The 25,154-nt window shown below is 69.2% G+C and carries 20 protein-coding genes; 10 read left to right on the top strand and 10 right to left on the bottom strand.

The window, feature by feature from the left end; translation table 11 throughout:
• Positions 1–113 precede the first annotated feature (113 nt).
• Positions 114–2,627 carry a S8 family serine peptidase gene (locus ACIBO1_RS20150; protein WP_396748609.1) on the bottom strand — a complete coding sequence of 838 codons (2,514 nt, stop codon included), beginning with the start codon at positions 2,625–2,627 and terminating at the stop codon, positions 114–116.
• A 129-nt stretch (positions 2,628–2,756) separates the two neighbouring features.
• Here ACIBO1_RS20150 and ACIBO1_RS20145 point away from each other — a divergent pair, with 129 nt between their 5' ends.
• Entirely contained in the window at positions 2,757–4,616 is a 1,860-nt protein-coding gene (locus tag ACIBO1_RS20145; protein ID WP_396748607.1) for an RNA polymerase sigma factor, read from the top strand.
• A 111-nt stretch (positions 4,617–4,727) separates the two neighbouring features.
• On the opposite strand, the gene ACIBO1_RS20140 is transcribed toward ACIBO1_RS20145, so the two are convergent.
• From ACIBO1_RS20140 to ACIBO1_RS20130, 3 genes are all read right to left on the bottom strand, one after another.
• Positions 4,728–5,927 carry a pectate lyase gene (locus tag ACIBO1_RS20140; protein WP_396748605.1) on the bottom strand — a complete coding sequence of 400 codons (1,200 nt, stop codon included), beginning with the start codon at positions 5,925–5,927 and terminating at the stop codon, positions 4,728–4,730.
• Between the two features lie 142 nt (positions 5,928–6,069).
• Positions 6,070–6,801 (bottom strand): hypothetical protein, encoded by a 732-nt coding sequence (locus ACIBO1_RS20135; protein WP_396748603.1) that lies wholly within the window; start codon positions 6,799–6,801, stop codon positions 6,070–6,072.
• Complete coding sequence (locus ACIBO1_RS20130; RefSeq protein ID WP_396748601.1) at positions 6,798–7,301, bottom strand: SigE family RNA polymerase sigma factor; 504 nt, start codon at positions 7,299–7,301, stop codon at positions 6,798–6,800. Before ACIBO1_RS20130 ends, ACIBO1_RS20135 begins: the two co-directional genes overlap by 4 nt.
• Positions 7,302–7,431: 130 nt before the next feature.
• Between ACIBO1_RS20130 and ACIBO1_RS20125 the strand changes: the two genes are divergently transcribed.
• Both ACIBO1_RS20125 and ACIBO1_RS20120 read left to right on the top strand, forming a co-directional pair.
• On the top strand, positions 7,432–8,247 hold the full coding sequence (locus ACIBO1_RS20125; RefSeq protein ID WP_396748599.1) for a DUF3152 domain-containing protein: 816 nt from the start codon (positions 7,432–7,434) through the stop codon (positions 8,245–8,247).
• Positions 8,248–8,413: 166 nt separating this feature from the next.
• Complete coding sequence (locus ACIBO1_RS20120; protein WP_396748597.1) at positions 8,414–8,854, top strand: hypothetical protein; 441 nt, start codon at positions 8,414–8,416, stop codon at positions 8,852–8,854.
• Between the two features lie 40 nt (positions 8,855–8,894).
• On the opposite strand, the gene ACIBO1_RS20115 is transcribed toward ACIBO1_RS20120, so the two are convergent.
• The 3 genes from ACIBO1_RS20115 to ACIBO1_RS20105 are packed head-to-tail and all read right to left on the bottom strand — an operon-like array spanning position 8,895 to position 11,115.
• Positions 8,895–9,224: an LLM class flavin-dependent oxidoreductase gene (locus ACIBO1_RS20115; RefSeq protein ID WP_396748836.1), complete on the bottom strand. Its 330-nt coding sequence runs from the start codon at positions 9,222–9,224 to the stop codon at positions 8,895–8,897.
• Between the two features lie 42 nt (positions 9,225–9,266).
• Positions 9,267–10,454, bottom strand: a complete 1,188-nt coding sequence (locus tag ACIBO1_RS20110; protein ID WP_396748595.1) for a sensor histidine kinase — start codon at positions 10,452–10,454, stop codon at positions 9,267–9,269.
• Position 10,455: 1 nt separating this feature from the next.
• Entirely contained in the window at positions 10,456–11,115 is a 660-nt protein-coding gene (locus tag ACIBO1_RS20105; protein WP_396748593.1) for a response regulator transcription factor, read from the bottom strand.
• A 154-nt stretch (positions 11,116–11,269) separates the two neighbouring features.
• Between ACIBO1_RS20105 and ACIBO1_RS20100 the strand changes: the two genes are divergently transcribed.
• The 4 genes from ACIBO1_RS20100 to ACIBO1_RS20085 are packed head-to-tail and all read left to right on the top strand — an operon-like array spanning position 11,270 to position 14,812.
• Positions 11,270–11,776, top strand: coding sequence for a hypothetical protein (locus tag ACIBO1_RS20100; RefSeq protein ID WP_396748591.1), 507 nt, complete (start codon positions 11,270–11,272; stop codon positions 11,774–11,776).
• 2 nt (positions 11,777–11,778) lie between these two features.
• On the top strand, positions 11,779–12,900 hold the full coding sequence (locus tag ACIBO1_RS20095; RefSeq protein WP_396748589.1) for a peptidoglycan-binding protein: 1,122 nt from the start codon (positions 11,779–11,781) through the stop codon (positions 12,898–12,900).
• Positions 12,897–13,586, top strand: a complete 690-nt coding sequence (locus ACIBO1_RS20090; RefSeq protein WP_396748587.1) for an ABC transporter ATP-binding protein — start codon at positions 12,897–12,899, stop codon at positions 13,584–13,586. Before ACIBO1_RS20095 ends, ACIBO1_RS20090 begins: the two co-directional genes overlap by 4 nt.
• A complete protein-coding gene (locus ACIBO1_RS20085) occupies positions 13,583–14,812 on the top strand; it encodes an ABC transporter permease (protein ID WP_396748585.1) in 1,230 nt (409 codons plus the stop codon). Before ACIBO1_RS20090 ends, ACIBO1_RS20085 begins: the two co-directional genes overlap by 4 nt.
• A 197-nt stretch (positions 14,813–15,009) precedes the next feature.
• Here the strand turns inward: ACIBO1_RS20085 and ACIBO1_RS20080 are convergent, their stop codons facing one another.
• The gene (locus ACIBO1_RS20080; protein WP_396748583.1) at positions 15,010–15,480 is read right to left on the bottom strand and encodes a DUF6924 domain-containing protein; all 471 of its coding nucleotides are present in this window, start codon (positions 15,478–15,480) and stop codon (positions 15,010–15,012) included.
• A gap of 393 nt (positions 15,481–15,873) precedes the next feature.
• Positions 15,874–17,022 (bottom strand): ROK family protein, encoded by a 1,149-nt coding sequence (locus ACIBO1_RS20075; RefSeq protein WP_396748581.1) that lies wholly within the window; start codon positions 17,020–17,022, stop codon positions 15,874–15,876.
• A gap of 496 nt (positions 17,023–17,518) precedes the next feature.
• Between ACIBO1_RS20075 and ACIBO1_RS20070 the strand changes: the two genes are divergently transcribed.
• The 3 genes from ACIBO1_RS20070 (at position 17,519) to ACIBO1_RS20060 (ending at position 22,459) form a co-directional block, all read left to right on the top strand.
• A complete protein-coding gene (locus tag ACIBO1_RS20070) occupies positions 17,519–20,248 on the top strand; it encodes a PIG-L family deacetylase (RefSeq protein ID WP_396748579.1) in 2,730 nt (909 codons plus the stop codon).
• Between the two features lie 786 nt (positions 20,249–21,034).
• On the top strand, positions 21,035–21,913 hold the full coding sequence (locus ACIBO1_RS20065; protein WP_396748577.1) for a hypothetical protein: 879 nt from the start codon (positions 21,035–21,037) through the stop codon (positions 21,911–21,913).
• A gap of 39 nt (positions 21,914–21,952) precedes the next feature.
• Positions 21,953–22,459 carry a hypothetical protein gene (locus tag ACIBO1_RS20060; RefSeq protein ID WP_396748575.1) on the top strand — a complete coding sequence of 169 codons (507 nt, stop codon included), beginning with the start codon at positions 21,953–21,955 and terminating at the stop codon, positions 22,457–22,459.
• A 361-nt stretch (positions 22,460–22,820) separates the two neighbouring features.
• On the opposite strand, the gene ACIBO1_RS20055 is transcribed toward ACIBO1_RS20060, so the two are convergent.
• Positions 22,821–24,341: a hypothetical protein gene (locus ACIBO1_RS20055; RefSeq protein ID WP_396748573.1), complete on the bottom strand. Its 1,521-nt coding sequence runs from the start codon at positions 24,339–24,341 to the stop codon at positions 22,821–22,823.
• Positions 24,342–25,154 lie beyond the last annotated feature (813 nt).

Below are 25,154 nucleotides of genomic sequence, written 5' to 3'. Positions count from 1 at the left end.
ACTGCGCCGGTGGACGTCCACGTCACGCCTCCCCCGGGCCGTACCGGACGTGTCCCGTGCCGCCGGAGCGACACGGGACACGCCACCGGGAGCAGGTGGTGTCGCAGCCGGGGTCAGGGAGTGACCGACTCGATCCGGACCGGCACGGAGTCCGCCCCGACCAGACCGGAGGAGTCGAACACCTCCAGCCACACCACCCAGGTGGTGACGGTGGTCCCAGTGTTCAACAGGCCCAGCGGGGCGGTGAAACCGGAGCAGTTCTTCGGCTGCACGACGTCGTCGACCGGACCGCCGGTGGGCACTCCGCTGCCCTGGCAGAGGACCTTCTTGACACCTCCGTCGCCGTACGCGGTCCACCGCAGGCGCATCCCGCTGATCGCCCCGTCCTCGGCGTCGGTGCCGGTACCGGCGAAGGCGACCGACCGGGGAGTGCCGTCGTCAGTGGTCAGCGTCAGGGCCTGCGCCGGTGCGGTGATCGTGGCCGTGGGAGCGGTCTTGCCGGCCGGTGCCGCCACGACTGCGAAGGCGCGGTGGGCGCTGACGCCTTCGGCGGTGAAGGTCACCGTGTAGGACCCCGGCGTGACAGTGGCCGCCGGCAGGAGTGCCTGGTGTCCGCTCTTCTGGAACACCACGGTGTTGCCGCGCCGCACCGTCCACGACACCTGCGAGTCGGGTACCGACCCGGGCTCGTCGGGGTCGTGGGAGGTACCGACCAGGCCGACCGACTGCCCGGCGGGAAGGGTCGATCCCACCGGCGGCGAGATGATCGCCACCGTCGTCGGGCTGTCCACCACCGTCACGGTCACCGCGGCGGAGCCGGTGCGGCCGAGGCTGTCGGTGGCGGTGGCGGTGACGACGTGGGTACCGGCCGACAGCGACGCGAAGGTCTGCGACCCCTGGGCCAGCGGGCCGTCGACGCTGCTGGTCCAGGTCAGTGGGATCTCCTTGCCGAGGAAGTCGGTCGCCGAACCCCACAGGTCCACCGTCTGCCCCACCCAGAACTGCTGGCCGGTCTTCGGGGTGCTGATGGTCACCGTCGGCTTGCCGACCTTCACTCCCAGCGCCTCGGCGACCGCGCCCAGGGCGTTGATCCGGCGTTGGCTGCCGGTCACCTTGGCGCCCAGCCCACCGACGTGGGCGGTGTCGTTGAGGATGCCCCGGACCTCGGCGGCGGTGAGGGTGGGGTCGGCGGCCAGCACCAGGGCGGCGACCCCACCCACGAACGGTGCGGCGACACTGGTGCCGCAGGCGTTCGAGCGGGTCGTGTTGTTCCCCGGCGTACCGGGGTCGGCGAGGCCCCTGACGCACATCGGACCGTAGATCTCCACCGAGCGGGTGTGGTCGCTGGTGCCGTAGTTCGACCCGCCCGCCACCGCCGCGTTGTCCCGCATGCCCCCCACACACATCACGTGGGTGCTCTCGCAGGGCACGTAGAGGGTGTCGCCGTCGATGTCCACACCGTTGTTCCCTGCGGCGGCGACGATCAACGCGCCGGTGTCCCGCACGTGCTTCATCCGCCGGTCGGTCCAGGTCCGCGCGTGGGACTTGCCGAGGTCGACGTCGCGGGTGAAGCTGAGGTTGACCACGTCCGGGTGGGTCGCCTCGGCGGCCTTCTCCAGCCGGCGCAGCACCGTCCAATAGTCGATGCCGTTGCGGACCGCGACGAGTTCCTTCACCACGGGTCCGGCCGGTCCGGCGGTGCCGTAGTCGTTGTCGACCCGGCCCATCCCGGCGAGGACGACGTCGGTGCCGTGCCACGGGCAGGGCGTACCGCCGGTGCAGTCGTTGGTGTTGGCCTTGCCCCACTCCACCGTGTGCAGCGACACCTTGTCCGGGAAGTCGGGGTTGTGGGTGAACCCGCCGTCGAGCACCAGGTACTTCACCTGCTTGGTCAGCCGGCCTTTGGACTGGAGCAGCTGCCAGGCAGGCGCGACGCCGGTGTCCATCGCGCCCCCGGCCCGCATGAACGACCAGTCGAAGACGTTGTGCCCGAAGTCGGGCGCCTCGAACACCTCACCGTCGGCGATGCCGGTCGGCTCCACCAGCCAGTCGAGGACCAGTTCGGTGCCGACCCGCCACTCGGCTGCGGCCAGTGCGAGCAGCCGCAGCGCCCGCTCGTCACCGACCCGGTACACCCCCGACTGTCGGGGCTCGGCGGCGAGCAGGTCACCGACCAACGCCGCCGGGTCGGCCCGGTCGGCGTCCACCCGGACCAGGTGGTCCTGCCCCTGGTCGTCGGGGGCGAACGAGTCGAGGACCTGGCCACCCCAGCGCGTCAGGAAGGCGTCCAACTCGGCCTGGTCGGCCATCCGCACCATCACCTCGTCGAGGACCAGCCCGGCGGGGGACCCGCTCGGCCCCGCCACCACCCCGACCTCCCGGTCGGTGCCGAGCCGACCCACCGGGTCGATCGGTGACCGGGGCGCGGACAGTGCCGGGTCGACCCGGAAGGCCAGGGGCTGCGCCGAGGTGGTGCCGGAGGCCGTAGCCGGGCCGTCGGGGGTGGGCGCGGCGACGGCGTCCAGCGGGGTGGACGTGACGAGCCCACCGGCGAGTGCTGCCACCACGGCGGCGGCCAGCAGGCGGCGGACGGGTGCCCGTCGGTGGACGGAACGTGTCGGTGTCATCGGTGTCTCCTCGATGTCGGTGATGCGGTGACACCGGTAGGAGCAGCCGAAGGTCGGGATGCCAACAGAAAAGTTCAGAAACTTTTCCCCTTCGCTCTAATGGAATCGTCGACGGGGGCGGGAGCAGGGATGGATACGGCGTTTCAGGACGACAGGAGCCTGGTCGAGGCGGTACGACGAGGTGACCCGGCCGGGCTGGAGGGCGTGTACCGGCGCTACGCCGACCGGCTCCACACGTACGCCCGGGCGATGGTGCACGAACCGGAGGCCGCCTCCGACGCCCTGCACGACGCGTTCCTCGTCGCCGGCCGGCGCATGGATCAACTACGCGACCCCGACCGGCTCCGCCCCTGGCTGTACGCGATCGTGCGCAACGAGTGCCTGCGGCACCTTCGCGAGGGGGCCCGTTCCAGGCCGCTGGGCGAGACCGACGACCCGGTCGCTGACCTTCCCGACCCGGGGGCGGGTGTCAACGCCGACCAGGTGCGCGCCCTCGTCCACGCCGCCGCGGCGTCCCTCAGCCCCGGTGACCGCGAGGTGGTCCACCTGGCGATCCGCCACGACCTGTCGTCCGCCGACATCGGCGCGGCCCTCGGCCTGCCCGCCAACCATGCCCACGCCCGCCTGTCCCGGGCCCGCTCGCAGTTGGAACGGGCGCTCGGCGCCCTGCTCGTCGCGCGCAGCGGCGCCCGGGACTGTCCGGCCTTGGCCGACCTGGTGGCGGGTTGGCAGGGCCGATTCACCCCGACCCTGCGGAAAAGGGTCGCCCGGCACGTCGACGACTGTGGGCGGTGCGGGCTGCTCCGGCGGGACCAGCTGAATCCGGCGGCACTGCTGTCGGCCTACACGGCACCGGCGTTCCTCGTCGCCGTCGACGCGACGTGGCCGAGCCCGACCACCTCCGAGACGGCCGAGACCCGCACCGATGCGGTCTCGTCCGGGGAGACGGTGGAGGGCGTCTCGCCGGGCGATCCGGTGGGCGACGGTTCGTCCGGGGACCCTTCGGAGGGCGTCTCGCCGGAGGGTCCGTCGGGGGACGGTTCGTCCGGGAATTCGTCGGAGGACGTCTCCCCGGAGGGTCCGTCGGGGGACGGTTCCAGGGACGTGGCGGAGGACGGCTCGTCGGGGAAGGTGGCGGTGCGGTCCGGGGGGTCTGTCGGTGGGGCGGGGCAGGGCGTGGAAGCGGGCGACGACACCGCCGCCGAGACGGACCCGCCGACGGCCCGTAGCGGCGGGCCGGCCCGAGGCGGGAGGGCGGCGCGTACCGCAGGGTCTTCCGGTCGTCAGGCGTCCGCGAGGTCGCGTCGGCGACGTCGGGTGGCCGCGACCGCCCTCCTGGGGGCGCTCCTGGTCGGATCCGGTGTCTGGGCGCTGACGCCCGGTCCGCTCACCGGTGACCGGGTGACTGTCGCCGGCGTACCGGCCGACGGGCCGACGGGGACTGCCGGGGCTGCGGACCCGGCGGGCCGTCGAGGGGACGACGCCGACGGCCTCTCCGGCGGTGCACCTCCGCCCCGGCAGGACGGCGGAACCGTCGGTGCGAAACCGCCGCCCGCGCCGAGCACGCCGCCCACCGCAGGACCGACAGCACTCCGACCGACCACGGTACGGCCGACCACGGCGCGGCCGAGTCCGGTCCGGCCGACCACCCCACGCCCGACAGCGCCCCGACCGTCGGCCACGGCGCGGTTGGTCGCGCCGTTCACAGTCTCGGCCGACGCGCACATGCGCTGCGGCGCGGACAGCTACAGCTTGGTCGTCCAGGCCACCGGCAGCACCACAGTCGAGGCGGCGCAGGTGTACTGGAGGCCAGCGGGTGGCCGTACGGCGAGTCGGGCCATGACCGGACAGGGAACCTCGGCGCAGGCCACAGTGCGGCGGCTCCGGACGGCGACGGTGACGTGGTGGGTACAAGCAACCGGTGTGGACGGCCAGGCCGCTCGGACCTCGGCCACCACGGTCCCCGATCCCTGTGTACGGCCGGGCTGACCGGCGTACGCCGGCACCGGTCGCCCCGGCCGCTCCCCTACTGGTGCAGCAGATACTGGGAGGCACCCGCCGGCCGGCGGGTGCCTCTTCGTCAACAAGCGTGTCTGGTGACTACCGGAAGGTGACGTCACTTCTGTTGACCTTGCAGTTGGCGTCGTTCCAGCCCTCACCGAGGTAGCTGGGTTCGCTGCCCTTGGGCACACCCCTGTACTTGCCGCAGATGGTGGCCGAGCCGATGACGACCACGCGGGTGATCGTCGCGGTGTCGTTCCAGTTGCTGTTGATTCCGGCGAGCATGTCGATGTCGTCGACGAGGACGTTGTCGATACGCACGTGGCGGGTGTGCGAGGTGGAGCAGTTGCCGCAGGCGCGGTACAGCTTGCCGGTCCCCTTGAGGTAGAAGCCGGAGATGTTGACCGTGCCGTTGCCGTTGTGCTGGAAGTTCTTGTCGCTGCCGTTGCGCGCGCCGCCACCGATGACGTAGGAGGTGCCGCCGTTGGTCTGCTTGAAGGTGGCGGCGTCCTCACCGATGTCGTTCCACCACACGTTGCGCAGCGTGCAGGTGCCCTCGCAGTGCACGCCGTCGCCTGCGGGCGAACCGAGGATGACGTTCTGCAGCGTGCCGCCGTTGGCGATTTTGAACATCGGGTCCTGCGACTCGCCCTGTCCACCGTCACCGATGCAGCAGTAGGTCTTCATCCCGCCGTCGAAGGTGCCGGAGACGCTGACCGTGCCCGAGATGCTCGCCGAGCCAGCCGATGACGGCCATGCGCCGGTCGGCGTGCCTGGGTTGCCGGTCGGGCCGGCCGTCGGACCGCTGGTGGGGCTGGAGGTCGGGGTCGACCCGCCGCTGGAGTACGTCTCGAACTCGGCGATCCGAGGGGTGCCGGACCCGCTGGTGATGACGAAGGAGATCTTCTTCAGCGACGTCGAGGAGAAGTTGATGGTGCTCGGGGCGCTACTGCCGCTGGCCAGGACGGTGCCCGTGTCGTGGTTTCTGAGCTGCCAGCCGCTGATCGAACCACCGCCCGAGGCCTGCACGATGACGGCCGAGGACACCGTGGTGGCGCTGCCCCATTTGACCGAGACCGTGCCGGTGGAGCCGCTCGGCGACCAGTAGGTGCTGGCGTTGCCGTCGATGACGTTGCCATAGCTGGTGCCACTGGCCTTGCTGGAGCCGTCGGCGCCGGCACCGAGGCTCAGGTTCGTGGCGGCCGAAGCGTTGGGGACCTGCAGCGCCAGCGCGATGACGGCACCTGCGACCACAGTGGCACCGCCGGCCAGCCACCGTGTGGCGACTTTGCGTCTCATCGGATGTCACCTTTCAGACGTTGCTACATGGGACGGGAAAGCGCTTTCCGACAACCATAGAGAACGGTCGATGAAGAGGCAAGGGTCACACCCGATCCGTGTACTTATGACGCCAGGAGTCCGATATGGACCCCAGAGCACATCATCGGAGTCGTCGGTTGCCTGCGTCCCAGGCGCGGATGCCGTCCAAGCGCTGCCCCGGCCGTAGCGCCTGCGGAGGAAACCAGAAGATCACCACGTCGGTGTCCTCGCTCCAGCGAGCCAACCGCGCCGTGACCGTCTGGCCGCCGGCCGTGCCCTCGATCCGCGCGGCGGGACCGACGAAGTATCCGAAGGTGGGCACCGGGTCGTCCGGCAGCACCTCACCCGACGGCTCGTACCCGATCTGGTGGAAACCGGGCCGGCGGTCGGCACCCTCGACGTCGTTCACCAGGAAATCCAGGATCAATCGACCGGTGGAGGTACGCCGGCCGGCGCCCAACCCGATCGTCACCTCGGGCGCGCGGGGCACGCTGACCGGGACGACGTAGAACACTCGCTCCTCGTCGCCGTACCGGATGCCGGTCCGAACGACCTCGCCGATCACCGGCGGGGGTGTCGCGGCGGCGGTGGGTGTCGCCTCAGTCGATGCGGTGGCGGTCGCGCTGGGTGTCGGGTCCGGTGGCGAGGCCGGTTCCGGGGGGCGAGGTCGGTCCCACGCGACCGCGACGCCGACGACCAGCACGATCGCGAGCACGATGGCGCCGCCCTGGACCGCCCAGCGGCGACGGCGCAGCCGACGGCCATCGCGCATGATGGCCTCGACGTCGAACCGGCCCCACTCGGCGTGTTCGTTCGCCTGCATGGCCGCACGGAGGCGGTCTGCCTCGGTCATCGATCCCCTCCCCGCGTGTCCGGAAGCTCGACAAGGGTCTGGCGCAGCTTCTCCAGCGCGCGGGAACTGGTGCTCTTCACCGTGCCCACCGAGACCTCCAGCTCGCGGGCCACCTGCAGTTCCGGCAGGTCGAAGAAGTAGCGCAACACGACGATCGCCCGTTCACGAGCGGTGAGCGTGCCGAGAGCGTGCTGCAACGTCCGTCTGGCGGCGACCTCGTCCGCGACGTCATCTCGATGCCGGTGCGGAACCTCGTCGGTGGGATGCTCCCGGATCGGACGCCGCCAACCGTCCACGATGTAGTTGGTCATCACCCGTCTGGTGTAGGCATAGGGGTCGTCGCGTCGCACTCTCGACCAGGAGGCGTACGTCCGGACCAGAGCGGCCTGCGCGGCGTCCTCGGCCTGGTGATGGTCGCCGGTCATCAGGTATGCGGCGTGTGCCAGCCGTCCCGATGCCGCCTGGACGAACTCGACGAACTCCGCGTCACCCCTGGCCATGCTGCCTCACGACGTCTCTGACGGACGGGACCGCGAAAAGGTTGAGCCGCCGGCGGATCAACTTTCCGGGATCGTCGGCCGTCCTTCTCCCACCTGCCACGACCAGCGGCAGGCACATGGACGGAGGACCATGAGCTCGTTCGACACCGGGGTGCGTACCGGCCGGATTCCGTTTCCGCCGTTGGCCGTACCGCTGATCGCCGTACTGCTGGCCGGATGCGCCCCGACCGCCGACGCGGACGCGCGGGCCGCCGAATCCCCCGGGCCGACGGTGACCGCCGCACCGGCGGTGACCGCCGATTCCCTCGCGCAACCGCCCCCGCCGCCGGTCAGCTATCCGGCGAGGGGCGACAACACGTGGGACATCGCCCACGGCGAGCCGGCCTCGGGGCGGCGGGGCGCCGGGCAGCTGCTGCGCTACCAGGTCGCGATGGAACGCGGCATCCAGGGCATTCCGCTAGCCGAGTTTGCCGACCAGGTCACCGAGGCCCTCGCCCACCCGCAGGGCTGGACCGCCGGCGGACGGTGGCAACTGCGTCGCGTCGGCCCCGGCCGCCAGCCCGACTTCACCGTCTACCTGGCCACCCCCGTCACCCGGGACGTGTGGTGCCAGGACACGCCCGACGGCTACACCTCCTGCCGCAACGGCGATCGGGTCGTCCTCAACGTGGCCCGGTGGGTCAAGGGAGCGCCCGGCTTCGGCAAGAACATCGACGGCTACCGCCAGTACGTGGTCAACCACGAGGTCGGTCACCGCCTCGGCATGGGTCACGAATTGTGCCCGGGACGTGGCCGACCGGCTCCGGTGATGCAGCAGCAGACACTGGGGTTGCACGGCTGCACGGCCAACGGACTGCCGTACCTCGACGGCAGGCGCTACTCCGGTCCGCCGGGGGCCTACAACGATCGGATCCCGCCCCGAGACCGGGGCATGCGCAGCGGCTGAGGCCTGATGCGCCGAGGACGAGGGCGCCTACCACCGTGGCGGGTTCGGGGCGTACGGGAGGCTGCTCGCGTCGCGCTCCAACAGGGAATGGCCGGCGACGTTAGGATCGCGGTGCGGGCGAAGCGCGAGGCCGGGATTTCGGCACCGGTGTGAGAGAGGTGTCAGGGTGTTCGGTCGGAAGAAGCTCAACGACCTGGTGGCGCAGCTCAGGCCCGACCTGAGTCGGGAATCGCTCGGCGTCGGGCCCGACTTCCCGGGCGTCGCGCCGAACCCGCTCCTCAGCAGAGCTGCACGGAAGCGTAATGCGGAACTGCGTACGGGGGCGCTTGCGCTCGGCGTACTCGTCGACTGGCGGGAGGTCAGCAGCGACGGCAGCCCCCGCGTGGTCCTGATGTTCGACGTGGAGACCGCCGACGGCTCCTCATTCCGCGGCATCGCAGACGAAGACCTCACGATCACCGAGCTCGCCCGACTCTCCCCAGGACAGACGATGCCCGTGCGCTACCGGCCGGCCGTCATGGACCACTACGTCGCCCTTGCCCGGGATGCGGACCCCGCCCGCGTGCAGCAGCTCGCTGACGAGATCGCGAGCCGCAAGCGGACCTGATCGCTGCCTCGGTGCCGATCAACACAAAGCGCGTGGCCAGTCAATCCGGTGAGTCCGACGACGTCGGCGTCATCTCCCGCCCGGCGACATCGGGACGAGGCCGCCCGATGGTCTCCCACTCGCCCGGGGCGTGGCCGGCGCTGAGGCCGAGGCGGGCGCGTCCGCCGGAGACCAGGTCGAGCGTGGCGACATCGGCCGCGAGCAGGATCGGTTCGCGGACCACGGCGTTGGACACGTACGAGCCGGGCCCGATCGTCGACGTGACGGCCGCTGCGGCCGCGAGAGCGACGAAGGGCGAGGCCGCCGAGCCAGGATGAGGCGACGAGTACGACGTCGAATCCGGCGGCCTCGCACTTCGAGCGAGGTGCAGCCAGCTATCGGCATCGGACGGACTGCCTTCAGTGAATCGTGGTCACGTAGCCAGTCTGTCGCGGTCCGGGTCGGATGTGGCTGGCAGCTCCACCCTCACGGTGAGTCCGCCTTCGGCGTTCGGTGCGAGCAGCAGGTCGCGGCTGTGAGCTTCGAGCGCCGCCCGAGCGATGGCGAGGCCGAGGCCATGGCCTCTGCCCCGCGTCAAGGAGCGTCCCGTGCCGCGGGTGAAGGGCTCGGTGAGCATGTGCGTATCGGCCGGCGACAGAACCGCGCCGCTGTTGATGATGGTCAGGGAGGCGTGCTTCTCCGTCGACGAGCAAGTGATCGACACTCGTCCGCCTTCATGGTTGTGCTGGATCGCGTTGCGTATGAGATTCGATACGGCCTGTCGTACGAGGACGCGACTCCCCCACGCCACGGCTTGTCCATCCGGGCCGGCGATCTCGACTCCGGCGCGGGCGGCGTCCCCGCGCAGGTTGGCCACGATCTCCGACGCGATCGCACGGAGGTCAACGGCTTCTGGCAGGACGGTTGCGTGTTCTGCCGTCGCGAGATCCAGCAGAGCATCGACGGTCTCGATACTGCTCTGATTCACCTCGCCAATGCGAGCGATCACGGTGCGGAACTCGTCGACGTCAGGCGCCGGCCCGGACAGAGCGACATCGATCATCGTCTTGATTGTCGCCAACGGGCTCTGCAATTCGTGGGAGGCGTTGGCGGCGAATCGGCGCTGGGCCGCGAAGGAGCGTTCGAGTGAGGCGAGCATCTGGTCGAACGTGTCCGCCAGATTCTGAATCTCGTCCGGCGGACCACTGAGTCCTACCCGATGATCGAGCGATCCTTCTGTCGCACGTCGCGCGGCGTCTCCGATTTCGCTGAGCGGCTTGACGATGCGTCGGGCGATCAGCCATCCGACGATGCCGCCGATCAGCGCCATCACGAGCAGCGCGAGGACCGATGCGATGAGAAGGTTGTCGAGGAAATCGTCGGCGGTGGCAACGGCGATCCCGCTGGTCGGCTGGGAAGCACCGGTGGACCCTTGCTCGGGAAGAGTCGAGGCATGGTCGTTGACGATGTGGTAGCTCGGCACGAACCTCATGTACAGGTAGACGAGCGTGATCAGTACGGCGCCGGAGCCGGTGATGAGTCCGGCGTAGCTGAGGGTGAGGCGGGTTCGGAGGGTGAGCCGCCGGCGGGCCCCGTTGCGATCGGTCTTCCTGCCGCGCATGTCAGTCGCCGAATCGATAGCCGGCACCGGGGACGGTCTGAATGATCCAGGGGCGGCCGAGCCGCTTGCGGAGGTTGGAGATGGTGACGCGGATGGTGTTGGTGAAGGGATCTGCGTTGGCGTCCCACGCCTTCTCCAGCAGAGTCTCCGCACTCAGCACGCCGCCTTGAGCGGCCATCAGGATGTGCAGGACGGCGAACTCCTTCGGGGAGAGGCGAACCAGGCGCCCGCTGCGGTAGACCTCTCGCCGAAACGGGTCTAGCCGCACCCCGTGTGCTTCGAGGACTGGCGGGCGCGCAGGCTCGGTCCGGCGTTCCAGAGCCCGGATACGCACGACGAGTTCGGGGAATTCGAACGGTTTGGAGAGGTAGTCGTCTGCGCCGATCTCGAACCCTGTCACACGTTCATCAAGGGTTCGGGCTGCGGTGAGCATCAGTATCCGTATGCGGGGATGATCTGCTGCGATGACCCTGCAGACATCGTCGCCGTGGATGCTGGGCAGGTCTCGGTCCAAGACCACCAGATCGTACCCGTTCCCGGCGATCAGTTCGAGTGCTTCCTCGCCCGTCGAAGCGAGGTCGACGGCCATCGCCTCCCGCCGCAGACCGGTCCGGACAGCATCGGCCATGTACGGATCGTCCTCGACGATCAGGACGCGCACGGGTGCTCCTCTCGTCGCCGGTCTGCCGTCCAGGGAAGCACACCGAGCGTTGGGAAAAGGTAAAAGAAACCTTGAACGCGCTGACAACGGAGGGGCCGGTGCACTGGTGTTCGCCCACGGAGAGTCCGTGGCGCTACACCGCAAGGGGCCACCCGTGCTGACCTCGAAGAAGTCCCGCCACATCGCCGCCCTGCTACTGACCGCGCCGCTGATCGCAGGGCTGACTGCCTGCAGCACTGCCGACACCGGGTCGGCTCCCGCCCCGAGGGGAAACCAGACAAAGACGTTCGATTCGTTCGAGGAGTACCAGCTGGCGTTCTCGAACTGCATGCGTGGCAAAGGCATCGACATGGCAGACCCGAACAACGGCGGCCAGTCGATCAGTCAAGCCGACGATGGGTTCCTGGAAGCTGCGAAGGCCTGCCAGTCGGAGATCGGCCGGCCGCCGGCCCGCGAGGGCGACCCCGGCCACGGGGGCGACCCGGCGGACACGCTGCGCGAGGAACACCTGAAGATCGCCAAGTGCCTGCGCGAGCACGGCGTGGACGTTGCCGACCCTGCGCCCGGCGAGGACCTCGCGATTCCGAGCGATGTGCCCGTAGACGCGTTCGAGACCTGCGCGCCCAACGGCGTTGGCGGTGCCGCGACCGGAAGCAACTGACGATGAGCAGCGCCGCAACCGATACTCAGACCGCACACCCTCCGCCTCGCTCACGACGACGGCGCGTCTTCGTCGCCCTCGGCCTGGTCGCGACCGTCGCGTTGATCGCCGGAGGGGTGCTCTGGATGTACTCCGCCAACGCGACCACGAACGACGACAGTGCGAACGGTCACGCCTCCACCCGCACCACCGACGAGATCGTCCTGGGCGATCTGCAGGGCGACACCACGGTCACCGGCACGCTGAAGTTCTCCGGCTCGCGTTCGATTCAGGCGAACGCCGACGGGACGGTGACCGCCCTTCCCCAGTCGGGCTCGGTGCTGAAACGCGGCGACCGCCTGTACGCCATCGACGACGTGCCGTCCTTTCTCCTGAGCGGCGCGCTACCGGCCTGGCGTGACTTCGCCAGCGGCATGGAGGACGGGCCCGACGTGACACAGCTGGAACAGAACCTCCGCGACCTGAGCCACTTCAGCGACGAACCGGACAAGCACTTCAGATGGGCCACGGCCGAGGCGATCATGAAGTGGCAGGAGGCGAACGGACTGCCGAGAACGGGCGCCCTCCCGCTGGGCTCCGTGGTCTTCGCCAACGGTGACCTGCGAGTAGGCGAGATCAGCAACGGCACAGGAACGCGCGTAGGGCCCGGCACGACGCTGTACGACGCCACGGCCACCACACAGGTGGTCGAGGCGAGCGTCAAGCTTGGCGATCAGCAGCTCGCGGTGCCGGCCACCCCCGTGACCGTGCGGCTGCCCGGAGGGGGAAGCACGACGGGGAAGATCAGCTCCGTGGGTACCCCCACCGAGATCGACGGGGCGAACGGGCAAAAACAGACGGTCATCCCGATCGTGGTTTCGCTGGACAACCCGGCCACGGCCGCAGCGTTCCAGCAGGCGTCCGTGTCGGTGAGCATCCCCAGCGAGAAGCGAGAAGGTGTGCTGTCGGTCCCGGTCGAAGCTCTCATCGCGATCACCCCGCAGCAGTTCGGTGTCGAAATCGTCGACTCCGACGGATCGACGACCAAGGCCCCGGTCAAGACGGGACTGTTTGCGGGTGGTCGGGTCGAGATCAGCGGAGATGATATCGAGGCCGGCCAGCGTGTCGTGGTGCCGCAGCGATGACCCCGCTCGTGTCCCTCACTGATGTCGATCGCTCCTACGGCAACCCGCCCGTACAGGCGTGCGCCGGCGTCACCGTCGACATCCATCGCGGAGAACTCGTCGCCATCGTCGGTCCCAGCGGATCGGGCAAGTCAACGTTGCTGAACCTCATCGGCACGCTCGACACACCCACCTCGGGAATCGTCCGCATCGACGGGGTCGACGTCAACGAACTCGATGACCGTTCCCTGTCAGCACTGCGTGCGCACCGCATCGGATTCGTCTTCCAGCAGTTCCATCTGGCGGAGGGCACCACCACGGTCGACAACGTCGCAGATGGACTCCTCTACGTCGGTGTCCCCAGAGCCGAACGCCGCCGACGTGCCGTCGTCGCACTGAAACGCGTGGGACTGGGGCACCGTCTGGATCACCGTCCGCACCAGCTCTCCGGCGGCGAAAGGCAACGCGTCGCCATCGCCCGCGCCGTTCTTGGAGAGCCCCCGCTGCTGCTCGCCGACGAACCCACCGGAAACCTCGACACGGCGTCCGGCGGCGCGATCGTCGAACTCCTTCGAGAACTGAACCAGCAAGGCACCACCGTCGTCGTTATCACCCACGACAACGAACTCGCCGCGGAGTTTCCCCGCCGGATCGCCATTCGCGACGGACGGATTCTCAGCAACGACCAGAACGAAGTCACCTCATGATCACCACCGAGACCCAGCGGCCACCTGCCCCGCCCCGCGACCCGGGTCCGCTACGCTCCGCCCTGCGCGGCCGTGACGTCCTCTCGCTGGCCGCGACGGGCCTCCGGGCCCGGCCGACCCGAGCCATCCTGTCCGCGTTGGGGATCGCGATCGGGATCGCAGCGATGATCGCCGTGGTCGGCATCTCCTCCTCGAGCCAGGCCCGCTTGAACCACGAACTCAACCGCCTCGGCACCAACCTGCTCACCGCCACTGCCGGGACGAGCTTGACCGGAGAGCAGTCGAGGCTCCCCGTGGACACCGTCGACAAGCTCCGTCTCATCGACGACGTCCTGGACGCGAGCTCGACCGCTCTCCTTACCGAGTCCGTCTACCGGAGCGAACTGTCCGACCCTGCGGCCACCGGCGGGATCTCCGCCATGGTGGCCGAGCAGAACCTCCTCGACGTCGTCTCCGGAGGAGTGCGGTCCGGCGCCTGGCTCAATCCCGCCACCGGGAGCTTCCCGACCGTTGCCCTCGGCGATACCGCCGCCAAACGGCTCGGCATCGTCACTCCCGGCACACAGGTCTGGCTCGGCGGCAGCTACTTCACCGTCGTCGGCATCCTCGAACCCGTCGCTCTCGCGCCCGAACTGGACACCGCCGCGCTTGTCGGAGAAGCGGTCGCGACTTCCCTGTTCGGCTTCGACGGCAGCCCGACGACAGTGTACGAACGCTCCGACGACGCGTCCGTCGACCGCATCCGCGACCTCCTCGCCCCGACCATCTCGCCCCAGGCACCCGAGGAAGTGAAGGTCTCCCGACCCTCGGACGCGCTCGCGGCGCGCCACGCCGCGAACCAGGCCTTCACCGGTCTGCTGCTCGGCATCGGCTCCATCGCACTCCTGGTGGGCGGAATCGGCGTGGCCAACACCATGATCATCTCCGTTATCGAACGCCGTCGGGAAATCGGACTGCGACGAGCCCTCGGCGCCACCCGCCGCCACATCCTCGTCCAATTCCTCGGCGAAGCGCTGCTCCTGTCCGCCCTCGGCGGAATCTTCGGCAGCGCCTTCGGCACCGGCGCAACGATCATCATGGCGTATTTCAATGGGTGGCCGTTCGCTCTCCCCTCGATCGCCATCGTTGTCGCTATCGGGGCCACTCTCGCGGTCGGCACCATCGCCGGCCTGTACCCCGCGCTGCGGGCAGCTCGCACACCACCGACCGCCGCGCTCAGCTCATGACGCAGCGGTGGTTACCGGCACAAGGCAGACGCCCAACGATGGCGGATGTTGTTCGACGACCTGTTGATGCCCGTTGGGCAACGTTTCCGTAGGCCAGATCCCCCGGCGTCGGGTACGAGGGTCCGTGTGCGAGCCGCTGGCGTCGACATCGACCAAGAACTGCTGGTGTATCGCCCTGGCCCGCACCAGAGTGGGTGCTACTTGAAGCCGCGGAAGATGCCTTCGCCGTCCACGTTGTCGGCGAACTCCTCCCAGTCCATGTTCGCGATCGTGAGATTGTTCTGCACCGACCACATCTCTGACGGCACGACCCGGAACGTGGCACTGCGCTGAGGCCCCTCGCCCTGTTCCTCCATGTCGTCCTCGTCGTCCTCGTCGTCGTCGAGGTTTACCACCAGGATCGGGCGGTCCGGGTGGGTCAGCGTCTCTGCGTCGACGAGGAAAGCGACGACATGATCGCTGTCTGCGGGCACCATCTCGACCAGTTGCGGCGGCGTGATGTTCTCGAAGGCGCGATCATCGACGAATGCAACGAACGCCGTGAACCCTTCCTTGGTCTGCGGTTCAGCGATCGCTGCCTGAATCTCTGCCCATTCCTGCGAACGGGAGAAGTCAGTACGGATAACCAGGGAAGCGTCGGAGTCCTGGTGCCAGATGCCGTCATCCACGCCGGCGAGGATAGCCCAACCCGACGACATCGCACCCTCATCGGGTAGCTCCGTGCCCGCAGGGAACGGCTGGCCCCGGCAACACTCGTCGCACACCGACACCGACTAAGGATCGCCACCAGACGAGACTGCGAGGCTGCGGCGACGCTGGCCGCCATCTGCGCGATGTGCTCGGGATCGATGACGTGGGTGAGGCTGGCTCCAGTGGTGAGTGCGGCAACGCCGGGTGCGAGTGACCAGAGTTCAGCGGCCTTCGGGCGCAGCTCCGTCGCCGGGAGGTGCAGGGCGAGCACGTCCTTTCGCCTTACCTGCACGCGCCAGGTCTGCTCAAGAAACTCCGGGTGGCACCCGCCACCAGCGTCCTTCCGGCTTCGAGACGTTGGAGGCTCCCAGTCAGGGCAGCGCGGGCAGGGGAAGCGCGGCCGACAGCGCGTAGCTGATCGCTCCATGCAGCACCGCCTGGTCGCCGAGGGTGGCTCGGCGTACCTGGGTGGGAGCCGGGGTCCCGGCGGAGACGAGGCTCTGTATCTGTGCGAGCCGCGCGTCGTCAAGGTCGGCGGCAGCACCGCTGAGCAGCACAAGCCCGGGATCGACCACACAGGCGCAGGAGAGGATGAGCCGGGTCCAGGCGTCGAGGACCTCGTCGAGATAGTCGCGGGCCGGTTCGGACGCGGCGGCCAGCTGGATCAGTTCTCGTACCGGCGAGTCGGGTCGGCGTCCCGGATTAAGGGCGACCACCCGTTCCGCGATGGCGTTCGCCGACCACCGGGCCTCGAACTCGCCGACACCGCGGTTACTGCGTCTCGGTGCGCTGTCCAGGGGTAGGAAGCCGACCTCGCCCGCCGCGCCGCTGGCGCCTCGGCGGACCTTGCCGTCGAGGACGAGCCCCGCGCCGATGCCGTCGGCCACGTGGATCAGCAGCAGGTCGGTGACGTCCGCCCCGGCGCCGGCAACGCACTCGCCGGCAGCCATGAGGTTGACGTCGTTGTCGACGACGACGGGTACGCCGAGCCGCCGCTGCACCGACTCGCCGATCGGCCACGCATCGACCAGTCCCACCGATGGCGCGAGTCGTACCGCACCGTTCGTGGAGACCCCGGGCACGGCGATCGCGACCCCGCGCAGCGCCGGCAGGTTGCTGCCGACCAGTTCGAGAACGAACGCGCAGATGGTGTCGACCACGTCGTCACCGAGCCGCGCGGTGCGGTGCGCGATGAGGACGCCTTCGCTGTCGGCGATCTCGCAGCTGATCCGCGGAGGTTCGAGTGAGACCGCGGCGACGAGTTCGGCGCGCGGGTTGAACGCGAGCATCTCCCGGGGTCGCCCGGTGGTGGCAGCACCCGGCCCCCGTTCGATGAGGTAACCCTCGGCGATGAGTTCCCGCACGAGGGCGGTCACGGTGGCCGCGGGGAGGCCGGTCGTCTCGGCCAGGTCCACTCGGGACAGCAGTCGCGCCTGCCGGGCGGCCACGATCACCGAGAGGCGTTTGATCTCCCGGGAGCGTTCGCGGCTGACCGGGCTGGTCGGCGCTTCCTTGGACACGCCTTCCTTCCTACTGAGAAGAAAAGGCGGCGTCAAGTAACGGGATTGTCTCGACGCGCGGCCAGCCTGGACAGCGTATCGAGCATCAGCCCAGGATCAAAGGGTTTCAATACGGGCAAAACTTGCTTATCAACCCACGCGGCGGGACTGCCGCAGGCATCATCACCAGCGCGATCTTTTATTCAGAGAAGGAAGAAAGTCCCTGGAAACTCTTGACTATGTATCTGACGCATCCCTAGCGTTACGGCCCGAAGGCCTTCCGGTTGATCAACCTCTACGGTGGACCAGCCGCTATCCCCATCGTGCGTACCGTCCGGTCCGCGACGGCACGCGCACCACCACCGTCTAGCAACCACGACGCACGGAGGCCGTTTCCGGTCTCCAGCGGACAGCTGTCCGCGATCGAGGCCCGGCGCGAGTCAAGCGTCTGTCGACCTTCGGCCCGCCGGTACCCGCCCTAGACGCAGTACTCGTCCCCACAGGGAGAGGTATGCCCATGAGATGGCGCACCACAGCGACGATCGCCATGTGCGGTCTGCTGTCGCTGGGCCTGGCCAGTCCGGTTCAGGCCCATTCCGAGGGCTCATCGCCCACGTCCACTTCGAAGAGCCCGTCCAAGAAGTCCGACAAGCCGGTCGACCTGGACATCATGTTCATCGGCGCGCACCCCGACGACGAGGCCAGCCAGCTCGGCATGCTCGGGTACTGGAACGAGTACCAGGGGATGAAGGCCGGCGTCATCACCACCACCCGCGGCGAGGGCGGCGGGAACGCCGTCGGCCTCGAGGAAGGCCCTGCACTCGGCATCCTGCGGGAGGCCGAGGAGCGGCGGGCGGTGGCCTGGTCCGGTATCGACCACATCTACAACCTGGACGCGCTCGACTTCTGGTACACCGCCAGCGCCCCCCTGACCGAGGAGGTCTGGGGCTACGAGGAGACCCTGTCCCGGATCGTGCGGGTCCTGCGCACCACCAAGCCCGAGGTCATCCTCACGATGAACCCCTCGGCCACCCAGGGCAACCACGGCAACCACCAGAAGGCCGCCATGCTGGCCGTGGAGGCCTTCTACGCCGCGGCCGACCCGAAGGCCTTCCCAGAACAGATCACCAAGGAAGGGCTCAAGCCCTGGCGGGTCTCCCGGATCTTCCAGACCGGCGGCAGCGGCACCGGCAGCAGCGGCCCGGCCTGCGAGACCACCTTCACGCCGACCGAGTCCAGCGACGTCATCTTCGGCACCTGGCAGGGCTACGAGTCGGCGCGTCACGACGGCGAGCGGTGGAACACGGTCCAGACCTTCGCCCGCCGGGAGTACGTGTCGCAGGGCTGGGGCAACAGCGCCTTCCCGACGACCGACCCGGCCAGCATCGGCTGCAACCGGCTGAACCTGATCGACAGCCGCACCCCGTACCCGAACCCCAACGTGGGTGCCGGCATCGGGGCGCTGCAGGGCGCCACCCTGCGGGCCCCCGGTGGGCTGCCGCTCGGCACCGAGATCCACGTACGGCCGCAGAACTGGGAGGTCCTCGCCGGACAGCCCATCCGCGTGGACACGGTCCTGTACGCCGAGCGGGCCGTCCCGGGCGCCAAGGTCTCCCTGAAGGTTCCGGCCGGCTGGACGGTGAGCGGCAACGGCGACGTCGGCACGCTCACCCCGCGCAAGCAGGTCGTGAAGAGCTTCACGGTCACCCCGCCCGCGCAACTCGAGGTGGGTACGCGGTTCCGCATCGAGGCCACGATGACCAGCCGGAAGGACGGCAGCGGCACCAGCAGCGCGCGGGTGCAGGCGACCGCTCCGGTCCGGGGCACCCTTGAGCCGCTGCCGGAGATCGCCGACTTCCGCGAGTGGACCGTGCGCAACAAGAACCAGCAGCTCAACGCGCTCATCGAGTCCCTGCTGAGCATCCCCAGTGGTGCCACTCGCAGCGTCCGGGTCGACCTGACCAACCACAGCACCCAGGTCCAGTCCGGGACCGTCAAGCTGCACGTGCCGGCCGGCTTCTCGGTGGCGGAGCAGCAGCTGCCGTACACCGGGCTGCAGCCGGGTGCCCGCGGTGCGGTGACCTTCACGGTCACCAACACCGACGCCTCGCTGCCGACCGCCAACCGGGCACCGGACAACGGCGCGTACCGGGTGCGGATCGAGACCAGCTACAACGGTGGCAGCGCCAGCGAGCCGGGGGCGTTCAACCTGGTGCCGGTCACCACGATCCCGAGGGCCACCACCGCGCCGTCCGTCGACGGCACGGCCGCCCCGGGCGAGTACACCGGCGAGGTCATCGACATCTCCACCCGCTGGGAGGGCACCGCCGCACCGCCGCAGGACATCTCCGGCACCGCGCAGCTCACCTACACCGACGACGCCCTGTACGCCATCTTCACCATCACCGACGACGTACTCGGCACCGTGCTGCCTCCGGAGGACTGCAAGCGTCCGCGCCGCAACGACAACATCGAGTTCGGCATCGACCCGCGCGGCAACTCGGCGAACACCTCCACGGTGTTCAACGTGGCGCTCTTCCCGACGACCGACGACCCGGCCAACGGCAACCCGCCGTGCTTCGCCCGGGAGCGGGACAACCACCAGGGTGGCCCGGAGACCGCACCGGGTCTCGAGATCGCCTCTGTCGTCACCAGCAACCCGTACACCGGCTACCGGATCGAGGTCAAGGTGCCGTTCGACGTGCTGCCGGACGCCGTCGACCCGGCGCGGATGGGCCTGAACATCCTGGTCAACGACTCGGACACGCAGGACCTGACCGCGCAGACCCGGGTCGGCTGGTCGACCTGGAGCGGCGTGCGGGCCGACCCGTGGCGGTGGGGCATCACGACCCTGCCGGGTCTGCCGGCGCTGCCGTCGGCACCGAAGGCTCCGGTCATGCCCGACACCGCTGCGCTGAGCGTCGAATCACCGCAGACGATCCTGCAGTCCGTCTCGGACGGAGTGGCGCCAGGTGGTTACGCAGCACTACCGGGCAACACGGTCAAGATCAAGAAGGTCGTCCAGACCTCCTCGAAGGTCTCGGTGGACGTCCAGGTGAAGCAACGCGGCACCGCCCGCGTCTTCATCTGGGACGGGGAGCGGGTCCTGGCACAGACCACGGCCACCCTGAGCAAGAGCCACACCCTTGTCCTGCCACTGAACGGGCGTCTGCCGGCCGGCACGTCGCTGCTCGTCTCCTACGAGCACGGCGACGCCACCACCGGCCTCGCCCACCGGCTGAGCTGACGGAACAGATAAGCGCGTCGACCTGACGCGCGCCCGATGGGCCGGGCCTTGCGGCCCGGCCCATCGGCATCCCAGCCCGAAACCGGCAGCCGCTCACGCTGCCACCTCGAGTCCTGCCGCCAACCCCGTCGAGCAGACGGCTACCGCCGGTGAACCGGCTGAGACCACCCGCCAACGCTCCGTCCAGGCCGCCCTCGATCATGGCGCCAGCGAGCCCGCTCAAGGAGAAGTTCTCGTCACCACGGCCGACGTCGACCACGTAACAGGCCCCGGCCGACATCGCCCTGGCCCCGGCTCCTGCGATCGAGTCGCCAACAACGAAGCCCGGCAGGGCTTACCCAGAGCAACTCGGCGGACGGGTCACCGACCTCGACCAAGGCCAGGCAGCCCGCCGCGCCGAACGCGCGTATCGCGGCCAGGCCCGAACTCGATGTCGTCGGTCGGCGGCCTGTCGTCGATCTCTGCCATCGCGAGTTCGATCCGTTCCGCGCGAATCCGCACGTCGCGTCGCTCGCGTCGTGCCGCGACCTCATCGCTCGGCTGACCCGGGCGCCTGCGCCCCTTAGCACTCATAGCGAGTAAGCCTCGCAACTCGCACGCATTCCCTCAAGAGTCAACCGGCCAGTACGCCTCGTCCTTCAGGCGCCGAGTTCGTGATAGCCAGCCATCCGCTTCTGCCGCAGAACGCGAGTTGCCCGGGGACGAGCGCATGCGCCGCTGGACCTCAGGCTGTCTGGAATCCGGTGGACTCGGATGTTCGCCGTTGATCATGGCAGTATCGCGGACATGTCCGAAGCGAGGAGTCTTGTGCCGTTCCGGTGGAACCTTGTCTCGCCGGACGATCTCGGTTCGCTGTTGGCCGGCACGAGCACGCCGGATCTGTGGTTTCTCGATGACCTGGTGGCCTGCGCTGGAAAGGTGCTGGCTCGCAGCGGCAACGGTGATCTGGTTTTCGTCGGTAGGTCCCTGGACTCGATGTTCGACCTGTTCAGCGGTGCTCTCGCCAGCGACAGCAGGCGCCTGTTGTGGCGGCTGCCGCTGTCTTTCCAGCGCGCGGCCACCGGCACCGGGCGCCGGTGGCGACGGCGCGCGTTGACACCAGCCGAGCACGCCCGGGCCCGGGAGATCCTGACGGGCATACAGGTGACGCCGCGCAGCCTGGCGCGGCGGCGCCGGCCGGTGACGTTCGTGGATGTGGTCGACGGCGGTAACACCTTCGCCGACCTGTTCGACCTGCTACGAGACTGGATCGACGAGCAGCGCGAACCGTGGCCGGTGATCCGGCGCAAGCTGCGGTTCGTTGGCGTGACCGTCCGCCGCAAGACCAGCCCGAACACCTATCGCTGGCAGCAGGAAGCCGCCTGGACGCGGCAACTGCCGGCGCAAGCGGTCGTCAACGTGTCCCTCGATGGTGCCGTCTGGTCGTACTTCGGCGACCACCAGACCAAGTTGACCCGTTCGTTACGGCCGGACCGCTGGCTGGCCGAGGTCGACGGTCCCGGCCGTGACGAACGCACCCGGCAGGCTCTTGCGGAGGCTGCGGCGCTGGTCGCCTACGGCCGCAGCCAGTCCGGCCGGCACGCCCTGGCCCGCGCGATCGGTCGGGAACCGGCCCTCGCGCAGTCCTGGCTGCGTACCCTCGTCACCGACCTCAACGCCGGGTGAGTGTTCCCACCAGCGTGACGGTCGGTGCAAGATCTGGTGGTGGACACCACCGGCATCCAGACCGCGTTTGACGAGGTGTTCGACCAAGCCATCGTGTTCCACGGCTTCGCCGATCACATGCGCGACTACGACGTCTTCATCTCCGCGACCGCCGACCCGCGTACCGGAATCGCCTCACAGCACCTTCGGTACCGGTTCACGTACTGCGTCCGTGCCACGGCTGTATCCGCCGTCCCGCCGCAGGTGTGGCGCGAGTCGCTCGACGACCGGCTCATCGACTATGACCACGGCCGTGACCTCGACGGATACGTATGGGGTGTGAAATGGCAGAACCTGTACCCGGGAATGAGGCTCGTGACGGAGTCGACCGACGCCGACCATTGGTCTCGCTCCATCGGCATCCCGTTCCACGAAGCGGCCATCGAGACAAACGGGCACAACCTCTCACTCGTCTTCGCCGACCTAGCCGTTGACATCATCCGCGCAGGGCATTCACCGTTCGTCGTGCCGGACGACGGGCCGGACTTCAAAGCCTCACCGCCGTGAATGCGGACGGTGATGACGAAGTGCACGGATCTGCCGCTGTCCGCTTGGAAAGGGCTCGAGGACGCCCCGCCAACGGCAAGGCGTCCTCCGGACTCGGCCCGGCTCGAACGGGCTGCCACCCTCTCCTGCTGGATCATGGGCACGGTCATCCGGAGCCAACGCGCCTTGGGCGAGGACGGGAATGAGTCTAGGGCGGTGGCAACGCACGGACATGCCGCAAGTCGCGCGTGGTCTGGCCGAGCGGCCGGAATCTGCATCGAGTATCCAACGGCGGCGATTTCCTCGTGCAGTCCCCCAACGCACACGAGCAGATCCGCCAGCCCAGGGTCGGTCACTGACCATTGTGAGGCGGTGAGCGCACTCATGTGTCGGGGCGGGTATCCGCCAGCCACGTGGTGAGCATCCGGCTGGTGTCCTCGCCGAGTGCCAACACCGCTTGTGCCGCCAATGCGGCGAGCTCGTCGTGCTGGGCGGCGGTGACCGACAGCTGTGGCCGAGGGGTGCGGCGCCAGGTGGTTCGTGCGCCGTCGCGGGCGAGGCAGGTCACGTCGGCCTTGCCACGTTCGGCCAGGCGTGGGTCCGGGTCGAGGGTGAGCATCAGGGCAGCACGCAACTGGACGTCGACGCCGTGGCCACGCAGGAGGCGATAGCCGGCCCGACGCAACTCCACCCGGCCATCCGCCAGCAGCTCCCACGGCAAGCCCAGCGGCAGGGCGCCGGTCAAGGGCCGCAGCGCGGCGGTCACCTCCCGGACCACCGCCGGCGACGGATCCCACAGCAGCGGAAGCATCTCCTGCGCGACAACTGCATCGAGCAGGCGCAGGCCCCGTACCGCCTGGGTACGGACCTTGGCGTGCGGGTGACTCAGCAGCGGACGCAGCAGCGGGGTATCCGCTGCCGAGCCGGCCTCGGCAAGCCCAACGATCACACCCAGCGCCGGCTCTCCGGCGCTGACCGCAGTCCGGTAATGCGCCCGGGCGTCGATGCCGATCCGACGCGCCGCGTCCCGCGCTACCGCCCGGACCAGCGGCGCGTCATCGTCCAGGTACGCGGCAACCTGACTGTCCTGACCAACCCGGACCAGCCCGGTCAGCGCCACCACCCGTACCTCAGCACGAACCGACCGGGCCAGACGATGCAGAACGTCATGCCGGCGGGTCCAGACCGCCTCACGACAGGCCGCCTCAGCTGCCCGGACCCGAATCCCCACATCCGCATCAGTTTCGGCGCAGGCCACGTAGTCGGGCAGACGCAGCCAGCCCTGAGCCACGACAATGTCGAACACGAACCGCCGCTGCCTGCGGCAACCCGATCCCAGCAGCCCGCGCCACACCTCCGCCGGGCTCGACAGCAACGCCGCCTGTACCTGGGTGACGGCGAAGCCACCACGCAGCCGCGCGTCGAGGCGCAACGCCATCGGCAGCACCGCCGGCAGGTAGCGACCTGGATCATCGGCGAGCAACAACGCCAGCCCGGCCCGCGCCCGGTCCCGTACCGGCTTGACCCAATCACCGGCACGCAGCACCAGGAACGGCATCACCTCCGGGCACGGCCGACCGACCATCGCCGCGACCGCGCGTTCCCGGATCCGCCCGTCCCCATGCATGCTCGCCAGCGCCATCGCGACAGGCCCCGACGACGCGACCGAGAAACGCGCCCCGACCCGCCACAACGCGGACTCCTGGTACGGGCCATACCACGGCGCCTGCCGCGCGTGCCGGTCCAGCCGGACCACCAACCCCGCAGCGCCAGCCACCAACATCAACGCCGACCCCGCCGTCACCTCATCGCCGGCAGCATCGACCTCGAGCAGAACCCCGACGAGATGGTTCAACGCCTCCCACCGGCCCGCACCGGCAGCGTCGTCGACCGCGACTCGCACCCTCCCGAGAGGCCAGTCCTCTCCCACCGTCGACCGCTGAACCCCGCTGCCCCGTCTCCCCCAGATCACCCCGACATCCTGCCCGAGCCAGCACATGTGATCGCACTCGATTCGGCCCGATCATCGACCCCGCAGACGGCTTCGCTGCTTCCACCCGCCGCACGAACGGCAGGCTGAGGCACCTGCAATGCGCCAGCACCATCCTTGCGGGACCAAACCACCAACTGGCTGGGCCGTCTCGATGTCGTGGCGGGCGAGCGCCGCTGGGTCGACGGCGTTGATGAACGTGCCTGCTGGGCGACGGATCGCGCCGCGCCACCGGCCGTGTGCGTAGCAGACGGTAACTCCGGCTCTGTCTACCGCAGCGTGGTACCGGATCTCCAGCACATCGGTAGCGCCTGCCGCCCACCAGGCGCGGGGTCGCCGTGCCAGCCTCGCCGACGGCGTGTGAGGTTGACGAATGCCGCTTCGCTCGGCCGGGCATGTGTGGTGCCGCCGTTCCAGGAGCATGTCGGGGTGAGCTGGGTGGCGGACTTGATGGTGCAGGCGGATATGGCAGATCACAGCGCGGTGCGGTCATTGAGTGACTGGCTGGAACGCGAGGCGCCGCGGCAGGCCGAGGCCAGCCCGAACGCGTACGGCGACGAAGCCCGAGGGATCGGCGCGCTACGGTCGTTGACCGATCCCGAGTCCCAACAGTGGGGCGGTGGGAAGAACCCGGAGTGCAAGGTCTGGGCCGGTGCCCTCAACCACGCCGACCTCGACGCGCTGCTCACGTATATCCGGGCGATGTCCTGGCGTTATCCGCACACA

It is taken from the genome of Micromonospora sp. NPDC049903, from assembly GCF_044460945.1.
In the GTDB taxonomy this organism is placed as follows: Bacteria; Actinomycetota; Actinomycetes; order Mycobacteriales; family Micromonosporaceae; genus Micromonospora.
This window is presented reverse-complemented; position numbering and strand designations above follow the sequence as displayed.

Excerpts from the sequence above, each read along its gene's own strand:
- ACIBO1_RS20150 (WP_396748609.1), bottom strand. The coding sequence starts at position 2,627 with ATGACACCGACACGTTCCGTCCACCGACGGGCACCCGTCCGCCGCCTG.
- ACIBO1_RS20145 (WP_396748607.1), top strand. The coding sequence starts at position 2,757 with ATGGATACGGCGTTTCAGGACGACAGGAGCCTGGTCGAGGCGGTACGA.
- ACIBO1_RS20140 (WP_396748605.1), bottom strand. The coding sequence starts at position 5,927 with ATGAGACGCAAAGTCGCCACACGGTGGCTGGCCGGCGGTGCCACTGTG.
- ACIBO1_RS20135 (WP_396748603.1), bottom strand. The coding sequence starts at position 6,801 with ATGACCGAGGCAGACCGCCTCCGTGCGGCCATGCAGGCGAACGAACAC.
- ACIBO1_RS20130 (WP_396748601.1), bottom strand. The coding sequence starts at position 7,301 with ATGGCCAGGGGTGACGCGGAGTTCGTCGAGTTCGTCCAGGCGGCATCG.
- ACIBO1_RS20125 (WP_396748599.1), top strand. The coding sequence starts at position 7,432 with ATGAGCTCGTTCGACACCGGGGTGCGTACCGGCCGGATTCCGTTTCCG.
- ACIBO1_RS20110 (WP_396748595.1), bottom strand. The coding sequence starts at position 10,454 with ATGCGCGGCAGGAAGACCGATCGCAACGGGGCCCGCCGGCGGCTCACC.
- ACIBO1_RS20095 (WP_396748589.1), top strand. The coding sequence starts at position 11,779 with ATGAGCAGCGCCGCAACCGATACTCAGACCGCACACCCTCCGCCTCGC.
- ACIBO1_RS20090 (WP_396748587.1), top strand. The coding sequence starts at position 12,897 with ATGACCCCGCTCGTGTCCCTCACTGATGTCGATCGCTCCTACGGCAAC.
- ACIBO1_RS20085 (WP_396748585.1), top strand. The coding sequence starts at position 13,583 with ATGATCACCACCGAGACCCAGCGGCCACCTGCCCCGCCCCGCGACCCG.
- ACIBO1_RS20070 (WP_396748579.1), top strand. The coding sequence starts at position 17,519 with ATGAGATGGCGCACCACAGCGACGATCGCCATGTGCGGTCTGCTGTCG.
- ACIBO1_RS20065 (WP_396748577.1), top strand. The coding sequence starts at position 21,035 with ATGTCCGAAGCGAGGAGTCTTGTGCCGTTCCGGTGGAACCTTGTCTCG.